The sequence below is a fragment of the Actinoplanes sp. NPDC000266 genome (genome assembly GCF_042899005.1).
In the GTDB taxonomy this organism is placed as follows: Bacteria; Actinomycetota; Actinomycetes; order Mycobacteriales; family Micromonosporaceae; genus Actinoplanes.
In genome coordinates this window covers 563,812-585,930 of the sequence record NZ_JBIAZI010000008.1, presented here as the reverse complement: position 1 = coordinate 585,930, position 22,119 = coordinate 563,812, and the positions used below count along the sequence as shown (strand labels likewise).

Annotated in this window: 23 protein-coding genes and 1 pseudogene; 13 read left to right on the top strand and 11 right to left on the bottom strand. The window is 72.4% G+C overall.

The genetic code is table 11. The annotated features are described in order from the left end of the window. Position 1: 1 nt before the first annotated feature. Genes ACFY36_RS33095 through ACFY36_RS33085 form a run of 3 tightly spaced genes read right to left on the bottom strand, consistent with a single transcriptional unit; the run spans position 2 to position 3,381 of the window. Positions 2–958: an alpha/beta hydrolase family protein gene (locus ACFY36_RS33095; protein ID WP_499749843.1), complete on the bottom strand. Its 957-nt coding sequence runs from the start codon at positions 956–958 to the stop codon at positions 2–4. Further along, a complete protein-coding gene (locus ACFY36_RS33090; RefSeq protein WP_499749842.1) occupies positions 955–1,767 on the bottom strand; it encodes an oxidoreductase in 813 nt (270 codons plus the stop codon). Before ACFY36_RS33090 ends, ACFY36_RS33095 begins: the two co-directional genes overlap by 4 nt. Before the next feature lie 12 nt (positions 1,768–1,779). Continuing rightward, positions 1,780–3,381: a nitrilase-related carbon-nitrogen hydrolase gene (locus ACFY36_RS33085; protein WP_499749841.1), complete on the bottom strand. Its 1,602-nt coding sequence runs from the start codon at positions 3,379–3,381 to the stop codon at positions 1,780–1,782. An 80-nt stretch (positions 3,382–3,461) separates the two neighbouring features. On the opposite strand from ACFY36_RS33085, the gene ACFY36_RS33080 reads away from it, so the two are divergent. Genes ACFY36_RS33080 through ACFY36_RS33070 form a run of 3 tightly spaced genes read left to right on the top strand, consistent with a single transcriptional unit; the run spans position 3,462 to position 6,080 of the window. Beyond that, complete coding sequence (locus ACFY36_RS33080; protein WP_499749840.1) at positions 3,462–3,746, top strand: Dabb family protein; 285 nt, start codon at positions 3,462–3,464, stop codon at positions 3,744–3,746. A gap of 48 nt (positions 3,747–3,794) precedes the next feature. Further along, positions 3,795–5,525 carry a DUF6461 domain-containing protein gene (locus ACFY36_RS33075; protein WP_499749839.1) on the top strand — a complete coding sequence of 577 codons (1,731 nt, stop codon included), beginning with the start codon at positions 3,795–3,797 and terminating at the stop codon, positions 5,523–5,525. A gap of 3 nt (positions 5,526–5,528) precedes the next feature. Then, a complete protein-coding gene (locus tag ACFY36_RS33070) occupies positions 5,529–6,080 on the top strand; it encodes a carboxymuconolactone decarboxylase family protein (RefSeq protein WP_499749838.1) in 552 nt (183 codons plus the stop codon). Here ACFY36_RS33070 and ACFY36_RS33065 read toward each other — a convergent pair whose 3' ends face one another. From ACFY36_RS33065 to ACFY36_RS33035, 7 genes are read right to left on the bottom strand one after another with little or no spacing between them, the layout of a single operon-like run. Next, complete coding sequence (locus ACFY36_RS33065; RefSeq protein WP_499749837.1) at positions 6,081–6,443, bottom strand: glyoxalase superfamily protein; 363 nt, start codon at positions 6,441–6,443, stop codon at positions 6,081–6,083. Positions 6,444–6,475: 32 nt separating this feature from the next. Further along, positions 6,476–7,882, bottom strand: a complete 1,407-nt coding sequence (locus tag ACFY36_RS33060) for an aldehyde dehydrogenase family protein (RefSeq protein WP_499749836.1) — start codon at positions 7,880–7,882, stop codon at positions 6,476–6,478. Continuing rightward, positions 7,879–9,030, bottom strand: a complete 1,152-nt coding sequence (locus ACFY36_RS33055; protein WP_499749835.1) for an FAD-dependent oxidoreductase — start codon at positions 9,028–9,030, stop codon at positions 7,879–7,881. The genes ACFY36_RS33060 and ACFY36_RS33055 overlap by 4 nt, the downstream gene beginning before the upstream one ends. Further along, positions 9,027–9,893, bottom strand: a complete 867-nt coding sequence (locus ACFY36_RS33050; RefSeq protein WP_499749834.1) for an isocitrate lyase/PEP mutase family protein — start codon at positions 9,891–9,893, stop codon at positions 9,027–9,029. The genes ACFY36_RS33055 and ACFY36_RS33050 overlap by 4 nt, the downstream gene beginning before the upstream one ends. Next, on the bottom strand, positions 9,890–11,308 hold the full coding sequence (locus ACFY36_RS33045; protein ID WP_499749833.1) for an aldehyde dehydrogenase family protein: 1,419 nt from the start codon (positions 11,306–11,308) through the stop codon (positions 9,890–9,892). Before ACFY36_RS33045 ends, ACFY36_RS33050 begins: the two co-directional genes overlap by 4 nt. Further along, on the bottom strand, positions 11,305–12,585 hold the full coding sequence (locus tag ACFY36_RS33040; protein WP_499749832.1) for an acyl-CoA dehydrogenase family protein: 1,281 nt from the start codon (positions 12,583–12,585) through the stop codon (positions 11,305–11,307). Before ACFY36_RS33040 ends, ACFY36_RS33045 begins: the two co-directional genes overlap by 4 nt. Before the next feature lie 6 nt (positions 12,586–12,591). Continuing rightward, positions 12,592–13,665 (bottom strand): flavin reductase family protein, encoded by a 1,074-nt coding sequence (locus ACFY36_RS33035; protein WP_499749831.1) that lies wholly within the window; start codon positions 13,663–13,665, stop codon positions 12,592–12,594. A 151-nt stretch (positions 13,666–13,816) separates the two neighbouring features. Between ACFY36_RS33035 and ACFY36_RS33030 the strand changes: the two genes are divergently transcribed. Then, positions 13,817–14,599 (top strand): IclR family transcriptional regulator, encoded by a 783-nt coding sequence (locus ACFY36_RS33030; protein WP_499749830.1) that lies wholly within the window; start codon positions 13,817–13,819, stop codon positions 14,597–14,599. On the opposite strand, the gene ACFY36_RS33025 is transcribed toward ACFY36_RS33030, so the two are convergent. Then, complete coding sequence (locus ACFY36_RS33025) at positions 14,596–15,273, bottom strand: hypothetical protein (RefSeq protein WP_499749829.1); 678 nt, start codon at positions 15,271–15,273, stop codon at positions 14,596–14,598. The genes ACFY36_RS33030 and ACFY36_RS33025 overlap by 4 nt on opposite strands. Positions 15,274–15,351: 78 nt before the next feature. On the opposite strand from ACFY36_RS33025, the gene ACFY36_RS33020 reads away from it, so the two are divergent. The 9 genes and pseudogenes from ACFY36_RS33020 to ACFY36_RS32980 all read left to right on the top strand — a co-directional run. After that, a complete protein-coding gene (locus ACFY36_RS33020) occupies positions 15,352–15,810 on the top strand; it encodes a MaoC family dehydratase (RefSeq protein WP_499749828.1) in 459 nt (152 codons plus the stop codon). Then, the gene (locus tag ACFY36_RS33015) at positions 15,810–16,763 is read left to right on the top strand and encodes an LLM class flavin-dependent oxidoreductase (protein ID WP_499749827.1); all 954 of its coding nucleotides are present in this window, start codon (positions 15,810–15,812) and stop codon (positions 16,761–16,763) included. The genes ACFY36_RS33020 and ACFY36_RS33015 overlap by 1 nt, the downstream gene beginning before the upstream one ends. Next, positions 16,760–17,956, top strand: a complete 1,197-nt coding sequence (locus ACFY36_RS33010; RefSeq protein ID WP_499749826.1) for a CaiB/BaiF CoA transferase family protein — start codon at positions 16,760–16,762, stop codon at positions 17,954–17,956. The genes ACFY36_RS33015 and ACFY36_RS33010 overlap by 4 nt, the downstream gene beginning before the upstream one ends. Further along, positions 17,953–19,203, top strand: a complete 1,251-nt coding sequence (locus tag ACFY36_RS33005; RefSeq protein ID WP_499749825.1) for an MmgE/PrpD family protein — start codon at positions 17,953–17,955, stop codon at positions 19,201–19,203. The genes ACFY36_RS33010 and ACFY36_RS33005 overlap by 4 nt, the downstream gene beginning before the upstream one ends. Next, positions 19,200–20,111, top strand: a complete 912-nt coding sequence (locus ACFY36_RS33000; RefSeq protein ID WP_499749824.1) for a RidA family protein — start codon at positions 19,200–19,202, stop codon at positions 20,109–20,111. The genes ACFY36_RS33005 and ACFY36_RS33000 overlap by 4 nt, the downstream gene beginning before the upstream one ends. Beyond that, on the top strand, positions 20,111–20,560 hold the full coding sequence (locus ACFY36_RS32995; protein ID WP_499749868.1) for an FAS1-like dehydratase domain-containing protein: 450 nt from the start codon (positions 20,111–20,113) through the stop codon (positions 20,558–20,560). The genes ACFY36_RS33000 and ACFY36_RS32995 overlap by 1 nt, the downstream gene beginning before the upstream one ends. Beyond that, the gene (locus ACFY36_RS32990) at positions 20,547–20,939 is read left to right on the top strand and encodes a MaoC/PaaZ C-terminal domain-containing protein (RefSeq protein ID WP_499749823.1); all 393 of its coding nucleotides are present in this window, start codon (positions 20,547–20,549) and stop codon (positions 20,937–20,939) included. Before ACFY36_RS32995 ends, ACFY36_RS32990 begins: the two co-directional genes overlap by 14 nt. Beyond that, a complete protein-coding gene (locus tag ACFY36_RS32985; protein ID WP_499749822.1) occupies positions 20,936–22,009 on the top strand; it encodes a thiolase C-terminal domain-containing protein in 1,074 nt (357 codons plus the stop codon). Before ACFY36_RS32990 ends, ACFY36_RS32985 begins: the two co-directional genes overlap by 4 nt. Further along, positions 22,006–22,110, top strand: a pseudogene (locus ACFY36_RS32980) (zinc ribbon domain-containing protein); the annotation flags it as partial. The gene ACFY36_RS32985 and the pseudogene ACFY36_RS32980, both read left to right, overlap by 4 nt. Between the last annotated feature and the right edge of the window lie 9 nt (positions 22,111–22,119).

Below are 22,119 nucleotides of genomic sequence, written 5' to 3'. Positions count from 1 at the left end.
CTTACCTCCGCCGGATCTCGGCGACTTCGGGGGACTGGAGGGCTTCGGTGAGCGCGTCGCTTGCGCTCTTTTTCAGCTGTACGTCGAGGAAGGCGGCCGTCACGTCGGCCAGGGCGGCCCGGGTCTTCGCGGGATCGACGCTCGCCTCCCGGTCGAGGAAGGCACGGGCGGCGGTCTCGTCGACGGGGTGCACGATGCCGAAGTGGTTGGCGCCGGCGAACGTGACGTGCAGGTGGCCGCCGGTGCCGGGCAGCGCCTCGTCGAAGGTCCGGCTGATCGGGTCGCGGCGGGTGGCCGCGTCCTCGCCGTAGCGGTCGGCCGAGCCGTTGATGACGCCGTCGTTCTCGCCGGCCATCAGCAGCACGGGCGAGTCGACCTGGGCCGGCAGCACGGTTCCGGCGGGCCAGCCGAGCATGGTCGCGACCATCGTGTGCGTGCCGTAGGCGGCGACGGCCTTGACCGACGGAAAGAACCGGGCGCTCTGGAGGATGACGGTGCCGCCCGCCGAATGCCCGATCAGGCCGACGTTCTCGAGGTCGAGATGCCCCTGCACGGGACCGGTCATGGCGGCCAGGGCCTCCAGCACGGCGGGCACGCTCGGCGTGGTCGGCCTCGTGCCGTACGCGTCGGGGCGCGCCGCCGCGAGCTCGACGCCCGGGGTGATGCCGCGCAGCCCGCCGAACAGCTCGCCCACCCAGTCGTAGGTGACGGCGACGTAGCCCCGGCCGGCCAGATCGGTGGCGAGCCAGCGGTACGCCTCCTGGCCGACGTTGACGCCGGAGACGATGACGACAACCGGGTACGGCGTCTCCGACGGCTCGATCGGGAAGACGCCCGACAGCCGTTCGGCGTCCGAGCCGGTCGGCGCCGCCGGGTAGTAGACGCGCAGATGGGCCGTGTCGAACGGTGCCTCGGCGCCGGGAATCGCCGCCGCCCACCACACGGAACGTACGGTCATGAAGCCACCCCGGGCCGCGGCAGCCGCCGGTCGCCGCCCCAGAGCCCGCGGACGAGCTGATCCGTGGTCTCCTGGCCGAAGTAGCGCACGCCCATGACGTTGGCCGGGTCGCGGTCGGCGATGTTCCGCCGGATCCTCAGATCCCGGGCCGCGAGGGCCGCGCGCTCGCTCTCGGGGACGGGCGTCGCGCTGTCCACCCAGGACAGCCACCGGTCGACGTGGGCGTGTGCCTTCTCCGAGACGATGTCGAGGTTGCGCTTGCTGCGCTCGAACGAGTAGCAGTACGCCGTGGGCGACAGGCTGGCCCGGATGAAACCGGCCCGGCTCACGAAGTATTCGAACTGGGGATCGGCGCGCAGCTCCAGCCATTCCTGGTCGAGCGGGGCGTAGTACTTGTCGTAGTACTCGCCGTCCTCGACCATGTTCGTCCGCGGCACCGAGTCGAGATAGAACCAGCCGCCCGGCCAGACGAGCAGCGCGATGCCCAGATGGGGGACGTCGACCTGCGGGCCGAGCCAGCACGTCAGGTGCAGGTTGGCGAAGCTGGCGCCCGGGTTCCCCAGCCACGAGTGCACCATCCAGTCGACCTCGGGGCCCGAATACGCGGCGAGCGAGCCGCCCGGGCCGTCCGGATAGTCGCCGTAGCTCTCGAGTTCGAGGGTCGACGGGTCGCGGGTGAGCTCGAAACGGGCGTCTATTTTCGCCTTCAGGGCGGCGAGGAGGTCCTGGTAGTAGTGGAACGTGTCGTGCACGTCGACGACGGGCGAGCCGTCGACCATGTCCTCCACGTGCTGGAGGGATTCCGCCACGGTGGTCCCCTTCTAGTTGATTAAGGCGTCGAGGAGCCGCCACGGGCGGCCGTCGACCAGGTCGGTGCGGCGTGAGACGAGCCGGTTGGCGGCCTGCGCGGGCGAGACGACGGCGGTGGCCCGGTTGGTGGTCGGTGGCACGTCGGTGCGCAGAGGTGTCGAGATGCGTCCGGTGAACGGGCCCTGCCAGCGCGTCCAGAGCGTGAAGTCGGGGCTGAGCCCGAAGACGGCGGCCGGCTGCCCGTACGGCGTGGACACCACCACGTTGAGGCGGTTCTCGGCGGCCCGCTCGGGCAGTCCGAGCGCGAGCTCCCACGGCTCCTGGGCCCGGTACGGCACGGCGACCACGTCGGCGTCGGCCAGGGCGGCCAGCCGGAAGGTCTCCGGATAGAGCGCGTCGTCACCGGCGACCACGGCCAGCCGCCCCCAGGGCAGGTCGACCGGGACGATCCGCTTGCCGGTGGGCGAGTGGCCGGCCGGCCCGGCGCCGCGGGTGGCGTGCAGCTGCGGCTGGCGGGCGACGACGCCCCGGGCGTCGACGGCGATGCCGGTGTGCGCGCCGTTCTCGATGACGGTGGTGACGGCGATTCCCGCGGTGCCGCCGAGCGCGGCGGCCAGCGCCTGCGGTCCGGCCGACAGCTCGGGCAGCACGATCAGCTCGTGGCCCTCCAGGGCGGCTTCCCGCACATGGCCGAAACCGCGGACGACGGCGACCTTCAGCTCGGCGGCGCCGGGCCCGCGGCGCCGGCCGACCGGCGGCTCGGCGATCGGGGCGTACAGCTCGGGCCGCCGGCTGACCAGGATGTCGGTGCCGTCGGGCCGGCGCTTGTCGTCGGCCCGCGACGGCTCGATGTCGGCCACGACGATGGCCTCGCCGGTCCGCGGGGCCTTGGCCACGACCGTGCCGTCCGGGGCGACGATCTGGCTCTCGCCGGCGCCGTGCAGCCACTCCGGGGGGACGCCGAGCCGTTCGGCGATGGCCGGAAGCTCGCCGGCCGGCAGCAGCGGGCCGACCTTGTTGGCGGCGACCACCCACACCTTGTTCTCGGCCGCCCGAACCGGGATGTGCAGATCGGCCTCGTCGGTGGCGAAGCTGTTCAGGCTGTTGAGCAGGACCTGGGCCCCGCGCAGGGTCAGGCCGCGGGCGACCTCGTTGATGACGCCCTCCATGCACGCGTACATGCCGAGGCGTCCCAAGGGCGTGTCGAGGACGGGGCCGACCCGGTCGGCCGGATCGAGAAAGTCGTTCTCGGCGCCCATCAACGTCTGCTTGTCGCAGCGCCCGACGATCTCCCCCCTCTCATCGAAGATCAGGTTGGTGCCGCCGGTGCGGCCGTTCTCGTACGCATGAGTGACGTTGACCTTGATCCACATCGCGTGCCGCCGGGCACGGCCGGCGATGGCGCTCAGGAAGCCGTCGCCGGACCGGGTGGCGAGCTGATGTGCCTGTTCGCGGGACGCGTACCAGGACAGATGGTTGCAGAATTCCGGCAGGACCACGAGCTGCGCGCCCGCCGCCGCGGCCGCGTCGATCACCCGCAGGCAGGCGGCAAGGTTTGCGGCAACGTCCGGCCCGGCCTCGATCTGCCCGGCGGCGACGCGAACAGGTGCCATCCGTGGTTCCCCCTAGCGAAACGGCGTTTCCCAAAACTACACTTGGGAGCCGGGCAGCAAAAGAGGTTGAGGAGGCACAAGTGCTGGTGCACGTCGTGATGATGAAATTCGCGGATGCCGGCGATGCTCCCAAGGCCAAGTTGCGATGGGAAGAACTAGCCGGTGCCGTTCCCGGCATCCGCACGTTTTTCTGCGCCCTGGACGAGCTGGAAACCCCCGTTTCCTGGCATTTGCTGCTCCGGACGACCCACCTTTCCGTGGCCGACCTGCAGGCCTATCAATCTCATCCGCGCCACCACGAGTTCGGCGCGTGGGTCCGCCCGCTGCTGACCGAACGGGCGGTCGTGGACTACACCGAGGCCTGATCTGCCGGGGCCGCGCCCGGGCCGGAAGTTCGATAGCGTCGTTCGTCGATGGACCTTGCACTGGACGACCTCGCGGCCTTCGTCGCCCGCACCCTGCCGATGCTCGCCGAGCGCGTCCCGGCGACGCCCGCCATGCTGCTGGGCCGCCTGGCCGCGCCGGTCGAGAGGGACCCGCGACCGGTGCACCCGCGCCGCGACGGCGAGCCCGAATTCCTGAACGCCCTGCGAACGATCGGGCCGCTCCCGCCGGAACGGGTGCTCGGGGCGCTCGAGCGGTTTCTGGCCCGGCACGATTGGAATGCCGCGCCCGCGGTGTCGGCCGGGCTGCCGGCGCCGGTGGAGGCCCGGTTCGCCGTCGTCGTCTCCGGCGGCCCCGATTCCGAGGCGGTGAGCGCGGCCGCTCTGCTGGAGCGTCTCCGGCCCGGCCTGGGCGCCCGCGTGGCCGATCTGGTGCGAGAGCTGAGAACCCATCCGGAGATCGCGCCTCTGCTGGAGGGCCGGGCCGCCACCGAGGCTGCCATCGCGGCCATGCACGGGGCTGGGCATCTCGGCCTGGCGGTGGCGGTGGCCGCGGTGGTGGTGGAGCAGGCTGATCCGCCGGTGATCGTGTCCAGGGCCGCGGCCGCTGTGGGGCTCGGGGTGGGCGTGGCGGTTCTGGTGCTGCGGGAGGTTCCGATGCCGGCGGCGTACGCGGCGGCGCTGCTCGACAAGGTCCGGGCCGAATATCTGATGCCCCGGCACATGTCCGGGTCGGTGGGGGTGGTGGGACACCGCTTCGGGCTCGTCGAGGCCGCGTTTCCGGCGGCCGATGACTTCTCGGCCAACGGGCTGGCCGTGGCCGGTGACGGGGGAGTGGTCGTACGGACCGGTGTCGCCGCGGGGCATGTCCGTGTCGAACTGGTCGTGCTGGCGGAGCCGCCCTCCGAACTGGAGGACGGCTGGGAGGACGTGGTCGAGGTCAGCTGGCACGCGGCCGAGGGCCAGGCGTCGATCGTGTCGTCGGACGGCACGGCCACGGGACGCCTGCGGGACCAGACGCCGCCGTGGCCCGGCGACTACCGGGTACGGATTCACGCCGTCGACCGGGACAGCGGCGACAGCGAGTTCGAGCGGTACAAACTCGTGGTCTGGTCCGCCCCGGCGGCCCCGGAGATCGTGCACAAGCGCACCGACCTGCTCGGGCACCGGTTGCGCGGCGAGGCCGTGCCGGCCCGTTCGGCCCGCCCCGAGCACGCCTACCGCTGGGTGCGCCGCAGCCGCCTGAGCGTGGCCGCCACCATCACGGTGGTGACCGGGGTGGCCGTGGAGGAGGCGTTGCGCGCGTTCGGCGCCGACCCGAGCCGGCCGCTGCGGATCGACGCCCTGCAGCGCGACCTCTCCCTGAGACAGTCCACCGACCCGTGGGTGATCCCGCTGGACGTGGGCGACGCCGTCATCCTGATCGAGGACAACGGCTATCGCGGCGCCGATCCGGGCGTGCTGGGCGCCGCGTCGGCCGGTGGCCGGGCCGCGAGCATGTACTGGAACGTCAACGCCATGACCCGTCTGTCGTTCGCCGAGCGGGGCGAGGTGCTGTCCTCGTTCGAGCCGTGGGGCGGCGAGGAGACACCACCCGCCGTGACCGAGGCCCTGACCGGCATCGACTTCGCCGAGAGCGGCTACCGCACCGCCAAGGGCCTGGCCGCGGTGGAACGCTTCACCGGCCGGGGCCTGACCGCCGACGACGTGACCCGCGCGTTCGCGTCGGGCTCCGCCTATCGCATCGTGGAAGAGGGCTGACCCGTGCCGCACATCGATCTGCCGCCCCTTCCGGGCATCGCCGGCCTGCTGGTCGCCTTCCCGGACACCGCGGGCGCCCTGAACGGCCTGGCCGAGGCCCTGTTGCGCGGCCCGTCCCCGCTGACCCCGGCCCAGCGAGAAACGATTGCCGCCTACGTCTCCCGCCGCAACGACTGCGATTTCTGCGCCGAGACCCACGGCGCCGTGGCCCGCCACCTGGCCAGCACCCACCCGCACAGCACCCACCCGCACAGCGCCGAACCGCACGGCACCGGCCCGGACCGTGCGGGCGCCGAGCTCATGGATGCTCTGCTCGCGCTGGCGGACAAGGTTCGGGTCGGTGGGCGGGAAGTGCGTCCGGGCGATGTGGAGCGGGCCCGAGCGGCCGGCGCCGACGACCGGATGGTGCATGACACCGTGTTGATCGCGGCGGCTTTCTGCATGTTCAACCGGTACGTCGACGGGCTGGGCACTCTGACTCCGGCGGAGCCGGCGCACTATGAGCGGCACGCCGGCTTTCTCGCCGGAAACGGGTATCTGGAGTCGCCCCGCTGATCAGCGGGGCGGCAGCTCCTGCAACGCCCAGCTGTTGCCGTCGGGGTCCTTGAAGTGCACGAAGCGGCCCCACGGCTGAGGATCGACCTCGGTGCACTCGACGCCCACCTCCACCAGGTGTTTGTGGGCCGCGTCGGCGTCGGGGACGACGACCTGGATCTCCTGGGAGCCGGGGGTCTTGTCGGTGATGCCCTCGCCCAGGCAGATCGAGCAGGCCGAGCCCGGCGGGGTCAGCTGGACGAAGCGCAGGCCGTCGGTGACCCGCTGGTCATGGTCGGCGTTGAAACCGACGCGCACGTAGAATTCCTTGGCCCGGTCGACGTCGGTCACCGGTACGGGGACGAGCTCGATTTTCCAGTCCATGGGTTCACCGTAGGCCGGGGGTACGACAACTTTCAGCCCCCGGGATAGGCGGCCGCCCCACCCAGCGGAGCGGGCGCTCCCGGCCGATAGGCGGCCGGCGCGTGGATCACGCAGGTCTGCGCGTATTCGGCCAGGCCCTCGACCCCGTATTCGCGTCCCCAGCCCGACCGTTTCACGCCGCCGAACGGGGCGCGCAGGCTCATCCCCGTACGGTTGTGGGTGTTCACGAAGGCGAAGCCCGCCTCGAACCGCCGGGCGAAGGCGAACGCCCGTTCCTCGTCGGCGCTCCACACCGAGGCGCCGAGGCCGAGCTCGCCGCCGTTGGCCGCGGCCAGCACGGCGTCCTCCGAGGAATATCCGAGGACCGGGACGACCGGCCCGAACTGTTCCGAGGCGACCAGGGCCGAGCCGGAACGAGGCGAGACCACCAGGGCCGGCCGGACGAAGTAACCGGTCACCGGGTCGGCTTCGAACCGCCCGAGGTCGCGCACGTCCCCCGCGCGGAGAGCGTTGGCGGCGTCCTGCGCGGCGGCCGAGATGACCGGCCCCATCGTCACGCCTTGCCTCAGGGGGTCGCCGGTGGTCAAAACCCGAGAGGCGGCCGAGACGTACGCCTCGACGAAGTCATCCAGGCGCGACGAGGGCACGTAGAGCCGCTTGGCCGCCATGCACACCTGGCCGCTCGTGGCGAAGGTGGCCATGACCAGGCGCTCCATCGCCGCGTCGTCGAACGGCGCGTCGTCCAGGAAGACCGCGGGATCGTTGCCGCCCAGTTCGAGCACGGACGGCGTCAGCCGGTCACCCGCGAGGGCCGCCACCGCCCGCCCGCCGGCCGCGCCCCCGGTGAACGCCACCTTGCGCACCAATGGATGGCCGACCAGGGCCGCGCCCGTCTCGGACCCGCCGTGCACGACGGTCAGCGGCCCGCCGATCAGGGCCGCGACCCGCGAGATGGTCAGGGGCGCGAGTGGCGACGGCTTCACGACCACCGCGTTGCCGGCGGCCAGGGCCGGCCCGATTTTGAGCAGGGCCAGGATGATCGGGGCGTTCCAGGGCGTGATCGCCGCGACCACCCCGTACGGCTTGTGGACGCGCACCAGGCGCCCCGCCTCGTCATCGGTGGTGTCGTCGGCGTACGCGGAAGGCGCCGCCGCAACCACCCACCGCAGGAAGCGGACCGCGAAGCCGATCTCGCCCCGGCAGTCGGCCAGCGGTTTGCCCGTCTCCCGGGCCAGCAGCACCGCCAGGTCGTCGATCGACGCCTCGACCGAGGCCGCGCCGTCCGACAGCGCCAGGAGACGCTCGAAGAGCGGAAGGGCCGACCATCGCCGGTACGAGGCGTGTGCCTCCCGCACCACCGCATCCACAGTGGAGGGCGGTGTGACCACGACATGCCCGACGATCTCGGAGGTGCGGGCCGGATTCTCGCGGTGGATCACGCCGCCTCCCGCAGTGAGGCGATCATCGAGCTGCGCAGCAGGGCGGCCCGCGCCTTCACCGGATCGGCCGCCGTGGCCCGCAGCCCGGCCAGATGGGTGGCCCGCGCCACCGGATCGGAGGTGCGCAGGCGCTCGTAGTTCTGATGGGAGACGCTCTGCACGTATTCGTGGGCGACCTTGCGCCGCAGCGCCGCGGCCGCCGTGACGGCGTCGTCGGATCCGGTGGCCAGCGCCGCCGCGTAGGCCACCGCGTCGTGAATGCCCGAGTTCATGCCGAGCCCGCCGAGCGGATTGTTCACGTGCGCGGCGTCGCCCGCGAGCAGCACCCGCCCGGACCGGAAGGACGACGCCACCCGCTGATGGACCCGGTACATGCTGGTGTGCGCCACCCGCCAGGGCCGGCCCGGATCGTGCACGCCGAGCAGCCTTTCGCCGAGGCGCGAGATTTCCAGCTCGTCCGGGGTGCCGGACGGGGTCGGCAGCAGGACGCGCCAATGGTCGGGTGTCCGCAGCAGGACGCACCATTCCACCGGGTCGTAGACGTAATTGACGAGCGACAGCCCCTCGAGAAACGACGTGAGCTCCTCGTCGACCGAGGCCACCAGGAACCGCTCCGGATAGGTCATGCCCTCGAACGACACGCCCGTCGCCCGCCGCACGGCCGAATGGGCTCCATCGGCCCCGATCAGCCAGTCCGCCTCCAAGGCTCTGCCGTCGCCCGCGATGGCCGCCACCCGGCCCGGTGTCTGCGCGACCGAGACGACGGGCCAGCCGAACAGCACGTCGCATCCCTGGTGCCGCAGCAGGTGGTTCATCAGGATCGGTGTCAGCTTCGACTGCTCGCACTGCAGGCGATAGGGGAACCGGGTGTCCCCGGCGAGCACCGACAGGTCGAGCCGCGCGACCAGGCCGGCCCGCCGGTCCCGATAGGCGAAGGTCCGCGACACCAGTCCGCGGTCGAGAAGCTCACCGGCCACCTCGAGGTCGTCGAGCATCTCCAGGGTCGGCGGGTGGAACGTCGACGCCCGCGACTCGGCGGCCAGGCTCTCCCCGGCCTCCAGCACGGTCACCCCGAACCCCCGGCGGGCCAGGGCGAGCGCGGCCGTCAGGCCCACCGGCCCGGCGCCCGCGACCAGAACGCGGTTCACGACGGCCTCCCAGGTGCGTGACGAGAATCGAGGGCGAGCGCGTCGTCCAGCCCGGTGAGCGCGGTGAACTCCGCCCACCGCAGGCGTTCCACCGGTTCCGCGCTCGAAGACGAGCCGATGGCCCGGTAGACGGCCGCCGCCGCGTTCAGCCCGGCCAGCAACGCCGACACGGGGTGCAAAACCAGTCGTACGCCCAGTTCCGCGAGCTCGGAGTCGCTCAGGGCGATGGCCTTCCCGGCTTCGGAGCGATTGACCACCAGGGGTACGCCGGGGAGGGCCGCACCCAACCGCACCAGATCCTCCCCGCGGACCACGCCTTCCGGAAAGACCGCGTCCGCTCCCGCCTCCACGTAGGCGGCACACCGCGCGATCGTGTCGTCCAACCCCGTCACGGCGTACGCGTCGGTCCGCGCGACAACCGCAACCGAGGGCACCTCCTCGGCCACCGCCGAGACCTTCGCCGCCGCCACTTCCACGGAGACGAGCTCCTTGCCCGCGAGGTGACCGCACCGCTTCGGCTGGACCTGGTCCTCGATGTGCAGCCCGGAGATCCCCGCGCGGGCGTAGGCCTGAGCCGTCCACACGGCCTGCAGCGGATTGCCGTAGCCGGTGTCCGCGTCGGCGAGCAGCGGCAGGGCGGCCAGGGCGGGGACGATCGCCGAGGCCGCGGCGGCGATGTGGGTGCCGTGCACGAAGCCGAGGTCGGGACGGCCGAGGGTCAGGGCCGAGACGGCGGCGCCCGACAGGTGGGCGGCCCGATGGCCGGCCTTCACCAGGAGGGCGGCCGTCAGCGGGTCGTGGACGCCCGGGGCGTGGGTGACGCGGCCGGAGGCGAGCACGGCCCGCAACGCCTCGGCCGTCATGGCCGGCCGTGCAGTGCGAAGCCGCCCTCGACGCCGGTGACGCGGGCGTTCGTGAAGAAGCGCAGCGTCTCGGCCGTGCCCTCCTCGGAGAAGCCGGACAGCCCCCACGCCGGGCGCGGGGTGAACAGGTGGAGGCTCATGACGGAGGAGCCGTTCACCTTGACCTCGCCCGCGCGCAGGCCGCGGGCCACCGCGAGGGCCTTCTCCTCGTCGGCGCCGACGACGTAGCCCTCCAGGCCGTAGCGGGTGGCGTTGGCGAGTTCGACCGCCTCGTCGACATCGGTGTACGGGTGGACGGCCGCGACCGGGCCGAAGATCTCCTCCGTGGTCCGGGCCGGATCGGCGCCCGTGACGAGCGCCGGGGCGAGGGTGTTGCCCGGGCCGGGCACCGCTGCCTCGTGGACCGTTCCGCCGAGCGCGTCGCGGGCCGCGACGACCGCCGCCCGGTGGGTGGAGTGGATCAGCGGCCCGAAGTCGGTGTCGTCCGAGGCCGGGTCGCCGCCGCGCAGCGTGCTCAACCGTTCCAGCACGGCCGTCACGATCTCGTCGTGCCGGCCGGCCGGGACGAGAAGGCGGCCGAGGGCGCGGCACCACTGGCCGTTCAGGGTGGTCAGCAGGTCGGCCGCGGCCCGGGCGGCGGTCTCGAGCGGGGCGTCCGGCATGACGATCAGCGGGTTGTTGCCGCCGAGTTCGAGCTGCACCGGCTTGAGATCGTGGGCGCAGGCCGCCGCGACGGAACGGCCCCCGGCCAGACCGCCGGTGAAAGAGACGGCCTTGACGCGCGGGTCGCCGACGAGCTGCCGGCCGACTTCCGCACCGCCGTGCACGAGCTGGAAGAGCCCGGCCGGCGCGTCCGCCTCGCGCAGGGCGTCATGGATGGCGAGGGCGAGGCGCTCGGTGCCGAAGGGCGCGTACTCGCTCGGTTTGAGGATCGCCGGACATCCGGCCGCGAGGGCGTTGGCCACCTTGTGCGCGGCCATCGGCGCGGGCGCGTTCCACGGCACGAGGCAGGCCGCCGGTCCCCACGGCAACCGCTCGACGAGGACCTCCCGGCCGTCGTCGCGGGTGACGGTCTGACGGCGGATCCCGGCGCGGACCTGCGCGGCCGCGAGCGCGAAGGCGCCCGACAGGATCATCCCGAGCGGACGGGTCTGCCGGATCGGCACGCCGGTCGCGGCCGTTTCCAGCGCCACGATCTCTTCGGTGGCCGCCGCCACCGAGGCCGCCACGGACTCCAGGATCTCGGGCGGAACGGGCCACGCGTCGAGGGCGGCCGCCGCGTCGAGAGCAGCCGAGACCCGGGCCGGGGAGGACGCCAGAGCCGGCCCGATGACGGCTCCGGTGGCCGGGTTCTCCAGCGCGATCCCGATGGGGACATCCGGCGAGGCCCATTCGCCGGCGACGAGATCTCTCATCGGGGAACGCTCACGCTGGCGAACAGCTCGTTGGCCTTGTCGGTGGTCACCACCGAGGCGGCCTCCAGGCGGCCGCGCTCGGGTGGGAAGGTCATGACCAGGCCCATCGACAGGTCGCGCAGGGCCCGCCCGACCAGGCCGTGCATGGTGGCGCTGGAGGTGCCCGAGGCCTTGAAGGCGCCCACCGCCACGTCGAACGCGGCCTGGCAGATGGAGCCCTTGGCGATGCGCCATTGGGCGTACACCTCGGATTTGGTCAGCAGGGGCGGCTCGACCGTCTCGATCAGCAATTGGCGGCGCAGCCAGAGGTACGCCGTTTCCAGCTTTTCCGTCATGTCGCCGATGATGACCTGGTGCATGGGTGACTCGGCGATGGACTTGCCGGTGTCGGCGAAGGTCTTTCGCGTCAGCCGGGCGAGGGTGTCGTCGTAGACGGCCTGCGCGCAGCCGGTGTAGACGGCCGTGATGGCGAGCTGGTTGCCGACGAAGCTGCCCCGGCTGCACTGCAGCATCTTGACGAACGCGCCCGGCACCGTCAGCGCGTCGGCGGCCGGTACGAAAGCGCGGTCGAGCCGGATGCCGTGGTTGGCGCTGCCCCGCATGCCCAGGCCGTCCCACGCGGGCCGCTCGGAAACGCCGGCCGCCTCGCGCGGGACCAGGAACATGGCCAGGCCGTCGGCCGTCCCGGTGCCGTCGAGCCGGGCCGTGACCAGATAATAATCGGCGATGCCGGTGGCGCAGCCGAACGATTTCTCGCCGGTCAGCTCCCAGCCGCCGTCGACCGGCGAGGCCGTGGTGGCGATGGCGATGTTGGCGCTGCTGCTCTTCACCGACTCGCTGGCGAAGTTGGCCAGCCACGTGCCGCCGGACATCAGCCGCAGCACCTTCTCGGCGAACGCCCGGACCTCCGGGACCTCGTCGCCGGCGAACAGGCCGGAGGAGATCGCCTCCAGGGGCAGCAGGCCGCGCGACGCCGACGTGTTGTGGAAGAAGAACGCCAGCGCGGTCGACGGGCAGGCCGTGCCCATCGCGTACGTGGCCGCGGCCAGGTCGCGCAGGTTGCCGCCGAGGCCGCCGTACTCCTCGGGGACGATCAGGCCGAGCAGGCCCGCCTCGCGCAGCACGCCGATGTGCCTGATCGGGAAGGCGCCGTCGCGGTCGGCCGCCTCGGCGCCGGCCCGCAGCGCGGGCAGCACCTGTTCGACGAGCGCGGCGCGCGCCTTCTCGTCGACGGTCATGTCGTCGACGAGGCGTTCCCCGGTGAGTCGGTCGGCCATGGATGGTCACTCCTCGAAGGAAAGATGAGGGCCGGGCACCTCGAGTTGGCGGGACAGGTGGAGCAGGTCGTCCATGGGCAGCCCGGCGGCGCCGGCGCCGGGCGCGACCGCGTCGAAGTGGGCGACGCCGCTCTTCATCGCGACGAGCGCGTTGACCAGGGCCAGGCTGTGCCCGCCGGCCAGGCGGACCCGCAGGACGGCCGGGCGCACCCGCACGATCGCGTCCTGCAGGACCCGGCGCACCTGCAACGGCGACGCGGGTTTGACCGGTGACTCGGTGAGGCCGACCTCGTCGCAGCCGAGCGTGGTCAGCGCGTCGAGCACGCTGAGGACGGCCGTTTCGCGGGCCGGGTCGAAGGCGTCGGCCACATAGCCGACGACAGCGGCGCCGGTTCCGCGCGCGGCCTCGAACCAGGAGGGCGGGGGCAGCACGCCGGTGCCGTCGACCGTGAACTCCGCGTGGGACCCGTCATGACGTACCCGGGAACCGGCCTGGCGCAGAACGGCCGCGAGGGGATCGCCCGGCGGAACCTCCACCGCCAGGTGGAGGGACGCCGGAAGCGGGTCGGCGACCTGGCCCCAGGTGCGCGAGTGGAACAGCAGCGGCGCGGTGACCCGGGGTGTGGCGGCGTCGGTCACCTCGCCCACGAAGATGGTGTGGTCGCCACCGGGATAGGCGTGCGCGACGCGGCAGTCGAGCCAGGCGATCGCGTCGGCCAGCACCGGGATGCCGCTGTCGGTGACCCGCCAGTCGAGGCCGGCGAAGCGGTCGGTGATCTCGGGCTGCTGCCCGGCGAAGCGGCGGCCGATGTGCGCCTGGTCCTTGCCCAGGAAGCTCAGGGCGAACTTGCCGGCCGCGTCGAGCAGGCCGCGGCTGGGCAGGTGGTTGCCGAGGCAGACCGAGACGAGGGGCGGATCGAGGCTGACGGAGGAGAATGAGCTGGCGGTCATGCCGTGCGCGCCGCGCGGGCCGGTCGTGGTCACCACGCACACGCCGCTCGGCCACTGGCCGAGAACGGCGCGGAAGGTGTGGTGATCGACCGGCACTGTCGCCCTTTCGACTCGAGCGATGTTTCGCATCAGGAAACGCTGTTGCGCTGACGGTAACGGGCTGTTCGGAACGCTGTCAACGCCATTTCGCATCGGGAAACGGGCGGGATAGGCTCGGCGAAGCTTGTTCCGATTTCGTTACTTAGGAGTAACAGCCGTGGCAGCAGTACCGTCAGCGCCGATGGTGGAGGAAGAGAGTCAGTCGCGCTCGGTCGCGGCCGTCGAGCGGGCGATGGACGTCCTGCTCTACTTCGGCCGGGTCGACGCGCCCGATCTGGGCGTCACCGAGATCGCCGGCGCGCTCGGCCTGACCAAGGCCGCGGTCCACCGCATCCTGACCGCCCTGCGCAGCCGCGACCTGATCACTCTGGACCCGTCCACCCGGCGCTACGCGCTCGGGCACGCCGCGGTGGCGCTGGGCCGGGCCTACCTCGCGCGCACGGACGTGCGGGCGATGGCCGCGCCCGAGCTGAAATATCTGTCGGACAAGTACAAGGAGACCGCCACCCTGTCGCTGCGCCGCGGTGACACCCGGTTGTACGTCGACCAGGTCGTGCCCGACCAGGAACTGCGCCTCGAGGTGGCCCTGGGCATCCCGTTCCCGCTGCACGCCGGCGCGTCCTCCAAGGCGTTCCTGGCCTTCGTGCCGAGCGCCGACCGGGAGAACTACCTGAGCCGGCACACCCTGGAGCGGGTCACCGAGAAGACCATCGTCGACGTGGCGAAGCTCCGCAAGGACCTGAACGCCGCGGCCAAGAAGGGCTACACGACCTCGCTGGGCGAGCGCCAGGCCGGCGCCGCGTCGATCGCGTACCCGATCTTCGATCACGACGGTCACCCGGTCGCCGTGATCAGCGTGGCCGGCCCGGCGATGCGGTTCAAGCCGGAGGCGAGCGACGCCCTGATCGCCGATCTGGGCGCCTCCGCCGCGCGCATCTCGGGCCAGCTCGGCTACGTGGCCTAGAGGTTCGCGAGGGGTTTGGCGACCCCGAGGAGGCCGGCGGCCAGGACGCTGAGCCAGATCGTCCAGACGTACGGCAGGCAGCCGTTGACGCTGCGGCGGAGCACCGTCTCCGTCGCGGTGCCGGCCGCGCCGCCCATGACCGTGCCGAAGGCCGCCCCGAACGGCCGCAGCGTCCGGCGGATTCCCAGCCCGGCCGCGATGGCCAGGGCGTACAGCAGGACCTTGGCCCCCAGCCAGCGGGGATTGGTGTCCACCCCGAACGGCCGGCTCGCGATCAGCGTGTAGAGGCCGGCGCCGGCCATGCCCGCGATGACCGCGATCCGGATGAGCCAGTCGAGCCGCCGCACCAGTGGGTGCTTCCCCGGCTCGTGATGGTCGGTGTACATCAGCCACACCCACACGAGGGCGCCGATCCAGGCCGGCACGGGCAGCCATCCGGGCAGGTTCGCGCCGTGCGCGTCGAGCGCGATGAGGGTCAGGCCGCTGGGCAGGAACAGGATCAGGCAGATCTTCGGGCCCAGGTCGAGCCCGCTCATGATCTTCAGGGCGGTCAGCCGGGCGGCCGGGGTGAGCGACGGATCGATGACGAAGCGGCTCGAGTAGAAGACGCCGAGGTCGCCGCCGAGCCAGAAGACCATGAGGACGATGTGCAGGTAGAGGAACAACTCGAGCATGCGCGAAATGGAAACACTGGTCCGCTGTGAGAAACAAGGGTCTTGACCCGGGAGATTCGGCGGAACTAGCGTCGCCCCATGGTCGGCCGCTACTACGAAGATTTCACGGTCGGTGACACGTATCGGCATCCCCTCGGCCGCACGATCTCCGAGACCGACAACACCTGGTTCACGTTGCTCACCATGAACACGAACCAGTCCCACTTCAACGTCGACTACGCGGCCCGGACGCCGTACGGGAAACTGCTCGTCAACTCCACCCTGACCGTCGCCATCGTGACGGGCCTGTCGGTGGTGGACATCAGCCAGCACGCGTTCGCCAACCTCGGCTGGGACGAGATCCGGATGCCCCATCCGGTGTTCGTCGGCGACACCATCTACGCCCGCTCCACGGTCCTGTCGATGCGCGAGTCGGCGTCGCGGCCGTACGCGGGGATCGTCTCCTTCGCGACCACAGGCTTCAACCAGGACGGGGCCGACGTCATCACGTGGAAGCGGACGGTGCTGACCTACAAGCGCGGGCACGGGCCGGCCTGATGCGCCTCGACGTGCAGCCCTGGGGCGCGACGATGGCCGAGCTGGTCGACGCCGCCCGGGCCGCCGAGGACGCCGGGGCCGGCGTCGTCTGGGCCCCGGAGCTGCACCGCAGCGCGCCGGTCACGGCGGCCGCCCTGGCCGGCGGCACGTGGAGGGTCGGCGTGGGCACGGGGGTGGCGCTCGCCTTCGCCCGCAGCGCGATGCTGACCGCGCTGACCGCGGCCGACCTCGACGAGCTGTCCGGCGGGCGGTTCCGGCTCGGCCTCGGCACCGGCGTGGCGCGGCTCAACCAGGACTGGCACGGCGTCGCGTTCGAGCGGCCGGTGGCCCGCATGCGCGACACCGTGGCGATCGTGCGGGCGGTGCTGGCCGGGGGCGACCCGATCACGCACGACGGGGTGCGCTCGATCAGCGTCCGCGGCTGGCGCCGGCCGTACCCGAGCGCCCAAATCCCCATCTATCTGGCCGCCGTCGGGCCGGCGATGACCCGGCTGGCGGCCGAGGTGGCCGACGGCTGGCTCGGTCATGAGCTTTTGACCAGGCCCCCGCTCGAACGCCGTCCCGGCTTCGATGTGGTCGCCTCGGCCTGCTGCTCGATCGATCGTGACGCGGGCACCGCCCGGCGACGGGCCGCGAACGTGGTCGGCTTCTACGCGTCGGTCCGGTCCTATGCCGCGATGTTCGAAGCGGCCGGATTCGGTGCGGTCACCTCGGTGGCGAGCGCGGCGCTGCGGGCGGGCCGTCCCGCCGGCAGTCTGGGCGACCTCGTGCCCGACGAGATGGTCGACTTTTACGCGATCGCCGGGACACCGGGGCAGTGCGCGGCCCGGATCGCCTCGTACGAAGGCGTGGCCGACGCGATCAAGCTGTCGCCGCCCTCGTACGGGCTGCCGGCCGACGAGGTGCGGCTCGCGCAGAAGAGGCTGCTGGAACTCGTGGGGAGCCACCGATGAGACCCCTGGAAGACGTGCGCGTCATCGCCGTCGAGCAGTACGGCGCCGGCCCGTTCGGATCGGTGCATTTGGCCGACCTCGGGGCCGAGATCATCAAGATCGAGGAGCCGGCGACCGGCGGTGACGTCGGCCGCTACGTGCCGCCGTACCACCACGGTGAGGACTCGCTGTTCTTCGAGACCTTCAACCGCAACAAGCGCTCGCTCTCGCTCGACCTGGCCACCGCCGCCGGGCGCGAGGTCTTCGAGGATCTCGTACGGGGTTCGGACGCGGTCTACTCGAATCTGCGCGGCGATGTGCCGGTCAAGATGGGCATCACCTACGACCAGCTCAAGCACCTGAACCCGGCCGTCGTCTGCTGCTCGCTCACCGGCTTCGGGATGACCGGGCCGCGCGCCGCCCAGCCCGGCTACGACTACATCCTGCAAGGGCTGGCCGGGTGGATGGAGCTCACCGGCGAGCCGGGCGGGCCACCCACCAAGTCCGGGCTGTCCCTGGTGGACTTCTCGGGCGGCCTGGTCGCGGCGGTCGCGCTGCTGGCCGGCCTCCACCAGGCGCGGCGCGACGGCGTGGGCATGGACTGCGACGTCAGCCTGTTCGACACGGCGATCGCGATGCTGACCTATCCGGCCGCCTGGCATCTCAACGCCGGGTTCGTCCCCTCCCGGACGCACCACTCGGCCCACCCGTCGCTCGTGCCGTTCCAGGTGTTCCCGACGGCCGACGGCTGGATCGTGGTCGGCTGCGCCAAGGAGAAGTTCTGGCGGCGCCTGGTCGAGGTGCTGGCCGTGCCGTCACTGGCCGATGAGCGGTTCGCGACGTTCGCCACGCGGCGCCTGCACGCGGCCGAGCTGCTGGCCGTGCTGGACGAGACTTTCGCGACTCGGGAGTCGGCGGAATGGCTGGCGCTTCTGGAACCGGCGGGCGTGCCGTGCGGTCCGGTCAACGACGTCGCCGCCGCTCTGCGCGACCCGCACACGGCCGCGCGGGGGATGGTCGTGGAGACCGAACATCCGCACTACGGCACGGTCCGGCAGGTCGCTTCCCCCGTACGGGTGGGTGACGAGCCCGTCGCATATCGGCGCGCCCCACGGCGCGGTGAGGATCTCGCGCACGTGGCCGACCTGCTCGGCTACGACGAAGGGCGGCTGGCCTCGTTGCGGGCCGCGGGTGCCTTCGGAGAACCCGCATGACGGCGGCGATCTTTCTGGGCCGCTGGGCGGCCGGGCTCACTCCCGACGACATTCCGGCCGAGGTCGCCGAGACGGCCCGGCGCCACCTGATCGACGCGATCGGCTGTGCCGTGGCCGGGATCCGCCGGGGTGCGGCCGGTCCGGCCCTGGCCGTCGCCGCCGGACTGGGCGGCCCGCCCGAGGCGCGTCTGTTCAGCGGCGAGCGCCTCGGCGCGGTGGCCGCCGCGTTCGGCAACGCCGTCGCCATTCACGCGCTCGACTTCGACGACACCCACCCCGGCGGCCTGGTCCACCCCAGCGCCGTCACCGTGCCCGTTGCCCTGGCGCTGGGGGAGCAGACCGGCGGCGACTTCCTGACCGCTCTGGTGGCCGGCCTGGAGACGGCCTGCCGGCTCGGCGCGGCCGTGCCGCACGGCTTCCACGCCCGTGGCCTGCACGCCACCTCCATGGTCGGCCCGATCGCGGCCGCCGTCACCGCCGGCAAGCTGCTCCGGCTGGACGCGCCGACCCTGACCCACGCGATCGGCATCGCCGCCAGCGGCGCCAGCGGCCTCCTCGAGTTCCTGCACAGCCCGGCCAGCACCAAGCAGCTCCACCCCGGCACCGCCGTCGCCAACGGCATCCTGGCCGCCCGGCTGGCCGCCGCCGGGGCCACCGGCCCGCCCGGCGCGCTCGACGGCGAATACGGCCTCTACCGCGCCTTCACGGGCCGCGACCCGTCGTCCGAGACCCTGACCGGCGACGGCTGGGAGATCCCGCTCATCTCCATCAAGCCCTATCCGGCCTGCCAGCTCGTGCACGCCTCGGTCGACGCCGCCCGCCAGTTCGCCGGCACCGCCCCCGAGGCGCTGACCGTCACCCTGCACCCCGACGCCGTCCCGATCGTCGCCGGCGACGCCAAACGCCGTCCGCGCAGCGCCTACGAGGCGAAGTTCAGCCTCTACTGGTGCGTCGCCTCGATGGTCGCCGACGGCCACCTCGGGCTGGACAGCTTCGACCGCCTCGACCGGCCCGGCCTGCTGGACCTCGCCGCCCGCATCACGGTCGTGGAGAAGGACTTCGGCACGGTGGCGGCCGACGCGCCGGGCATCGTCGCCTTCGGCCCGCACGTCTCCCACGTCGACACGACCGCCGGGCCCGGCTTCGAGGCCAAGGCGGAGGCCAACCTCGGCCCCGGCGCGGCGGCCGTCCTCGCGGCGGCCACCGCCATCGAGTTTCTCGACGCGACCGAAAGGTGCCTCTGGTGACCGTCCACCTTCCGCCCGTGCCCGGCTACGCCGCCCTGGCCGGTGCTCTCGCCGCGGCCGGGCTCGCCGTCACCGACATCGCGCACATCACCGAGTACGTGACGGCCGCGACCGGCAGCGACCTGGACGCGGCCCGCTCGTTCGCCCTGCGCGGCCATCGCGTCCCGGTCTCGCGGGTGCCGATCGAGGCGGTCGCCGGCTCGCCCGCCCCGTACGTCCTCGGTGTGACTGCCCATCAGGCCGACGGCATCGTCCATCTCCCGAGCGTGCACACCACCGAGGGTGACTTCCGCGAGCAGTACCGCTGGTGTCTCCAGCGGCTGCGGGAGCTGGCGGGCGACGCGGTCCTGGTCCGCACGATCGACTACACGGCCACGGCGACCCGGGCCGACTATCCGCGCTGCGGCCGGCCCCGCCGCGAGGTGCTCGGCTCGTCCCATCCCGCGGCGGCCGGCATTCTGGTCGACGTGCCGGTCGCGCCGGGGGCCCGGGTCGCGCTGGACGGCGTCGCGGCCACCGGTCCGCTGCGGGTGCTCAATCCGGGCTGGGCCCGCTACGACACGCTCACCTACGAACCGGCCGTGCAGGCCGGGAAGCATCTGTTCCTCTCCGGATTCGGCGCGCTCGACCCGGTGACGCAGGAGGCGCTGCACGACGGGGACCTCCAAGCACAGGCCGAGTACGTCTACGCGAGCATCGGGACCGTCCTGGCCGAGGCGGGCGCCACCGGCGACCACGTCACCAGCCTCGTCGAATACGTGACGCCGGCGGCGGTCGAGGCGTACCCCCGAACGAAAGCGTTGCGGGAGAAGCATTTCCCGAACGCGGCGGTCGTCTCGGTGGTCTGCTCGGCGCTGCTGCGGCCCTCCTTCCTGCTGGAGAGCGTGCCCACGGCGGTGCTGCCGTGATGACGCCGGAGCTGGCCGCCCGTGTCGGCGAGGAGGCCGTCTACACCGCGCCCGAGCCGCTGGGGCGGGCGTCGATCCGGTATTTCGCGCTCGCCACCGGCGACACCGACCCGGCGCACCTGGCCGGGGACGTCGCCCCGCCCACGCTCGTGTGCGAGACGAACCAGTACGCCAACCGGCCGCGCGACGCCGACGGTTTCGCCGGGCACGGCTGGGATCTCGACGTGCCCGGCGCGCGCCTGGTCCGCGGTGGCAACAGTTACCGCTTCCACAGCCCGGCCGGGCCGGGCGACGTCATCACCGCCCGCTGGCGGCTCGACGACATCGCCGAGCGCGTCAACGGCGCCGGCAAGCGGATGCTGATCGTCACCTCGATCGCCACCTACACCAACCAGGACGGGCGGCTGCTGGCCACCAACGAGGAGGCGCTCATCTATGTCGAGGCTTGAGTTCGAGCCGCTCGTCCGGCGGGTCGAGCTGCCCGACATGATCGCCTACGCGGGCGCGACCTGGGACTGGCACCGGCTGCACTACGACCCGGCCTACCTCGCGGCGCGCGGCCTCGACCGGCCTGTGGTGGACGGGCAGGTCTTCGGCGCCTATCTGGCCATCGCGCTGCGCGGCTGGTTCGGCCCGGACAGCGTCCTGACCGGGCTGTCGTTCCGCTTCCGGAGCCTGGTCTTCGCGGGGGAGACGATCCGCTGCCTCGGCGAGCTGCGCTCGGTCGACGACGGCGTCGCGGACGTCGACCTGCGCGTCGAGGTGGTCGAGGACGGCCGCCTGGCGGTGGCGCCCGCCTCGGCCCGGCTGCGCCTTCCGCAGCAATGACCGTCGCCATCGCCGGGGTCGCCGAGTGCGACCTCGGCAAGACCGGGCTCGACGTGCTCACCCTGCAGACCCAGGCCGTCACGCGGGCGCTGACCGACGCCGGGCTGACGTTGTCCGATGTAGACGCGCTGGCCACCAACAACATCGGCCGTTTCCCCGTCACCCAGCTCGCCGACTATCTCGGCCTGCGGCCTCGATGGTGCGACTCGACCTTCGTGGGCGGTTCGGCCTTCGAGATGTACGTCGCCCGGGCCGCCCAGGCGATCGACGCCGGCCAGTGCTCGACGGTGGTCATCTCGTACGCCTCGAACCAGCGCTCGGCGCGATCCCGGTCTCTCACCGTCGCCGACGACGAGTACGAATCGCCGTACCGTCCGCTCTATCCCGCGTCGTATTACGCGATGGTCGCCCAGCGCTACCTGCACACGTACGGCCTCGATCGCCGTCACCTGGCGCAAGTGGCGATCGGCGCGAGAGAACGGGCCCAGCGCAACCCCAAGGCCTGGACGTACGGCGCCGGGCCGCTCACCGTGGAGGATGTGCTGGCCGCACCGCTCGTGTCGAGCCCGCTCGGCGTCCTGGACTGCTGCCTCGTGACCGATGGCGGCGGAGCCGTGGTGCTCACGTCCCTGGAGCGGGCCCGTGACCTGCCGCGGCCGCCGGCGGTCGTGCTCGGCTACGGGGAGAGGCTCGACCATACCGGCATGGCCACCGCGCCCGATCTGCTGCGCACCGGGGCGATCGAGTCGGGCCGGACGGCGTTCCATGCGGCCGGGCTGACACCGGCCGACATCGACGTCATCCAGCTCTACGACGCCTTCACCATCTCGGTGCCGCTCGGGCTGGAACAGCTCGGTTTCGCGGCGCCGGGGGAGGGGCTGTCGGTCACCACGCCGATGAACACGGGCGGCGGCGGCCTGGCGTATTGCCATCCCGGCCAGTTCGGCGTGCTGCTGCTCGTGGAGGCCGTCCGGCAGCTGCGGGACACGACGGCCGAGACCGCCCTCGTGCACGGCACCGGCGGCATCTTCTCCAGTCACGCCACCGTGATCCTGGGGGTGGACCGGTGAGCGCGTGGTGGGAAGCCACCCGCTCCCGCCGCCTCCTGATCCAGCACTGCGACGCGTGCCTTGCGTATCAGCACTATCCCCGCGCGTTGTGCCTTTCCTGCACCGGGTCC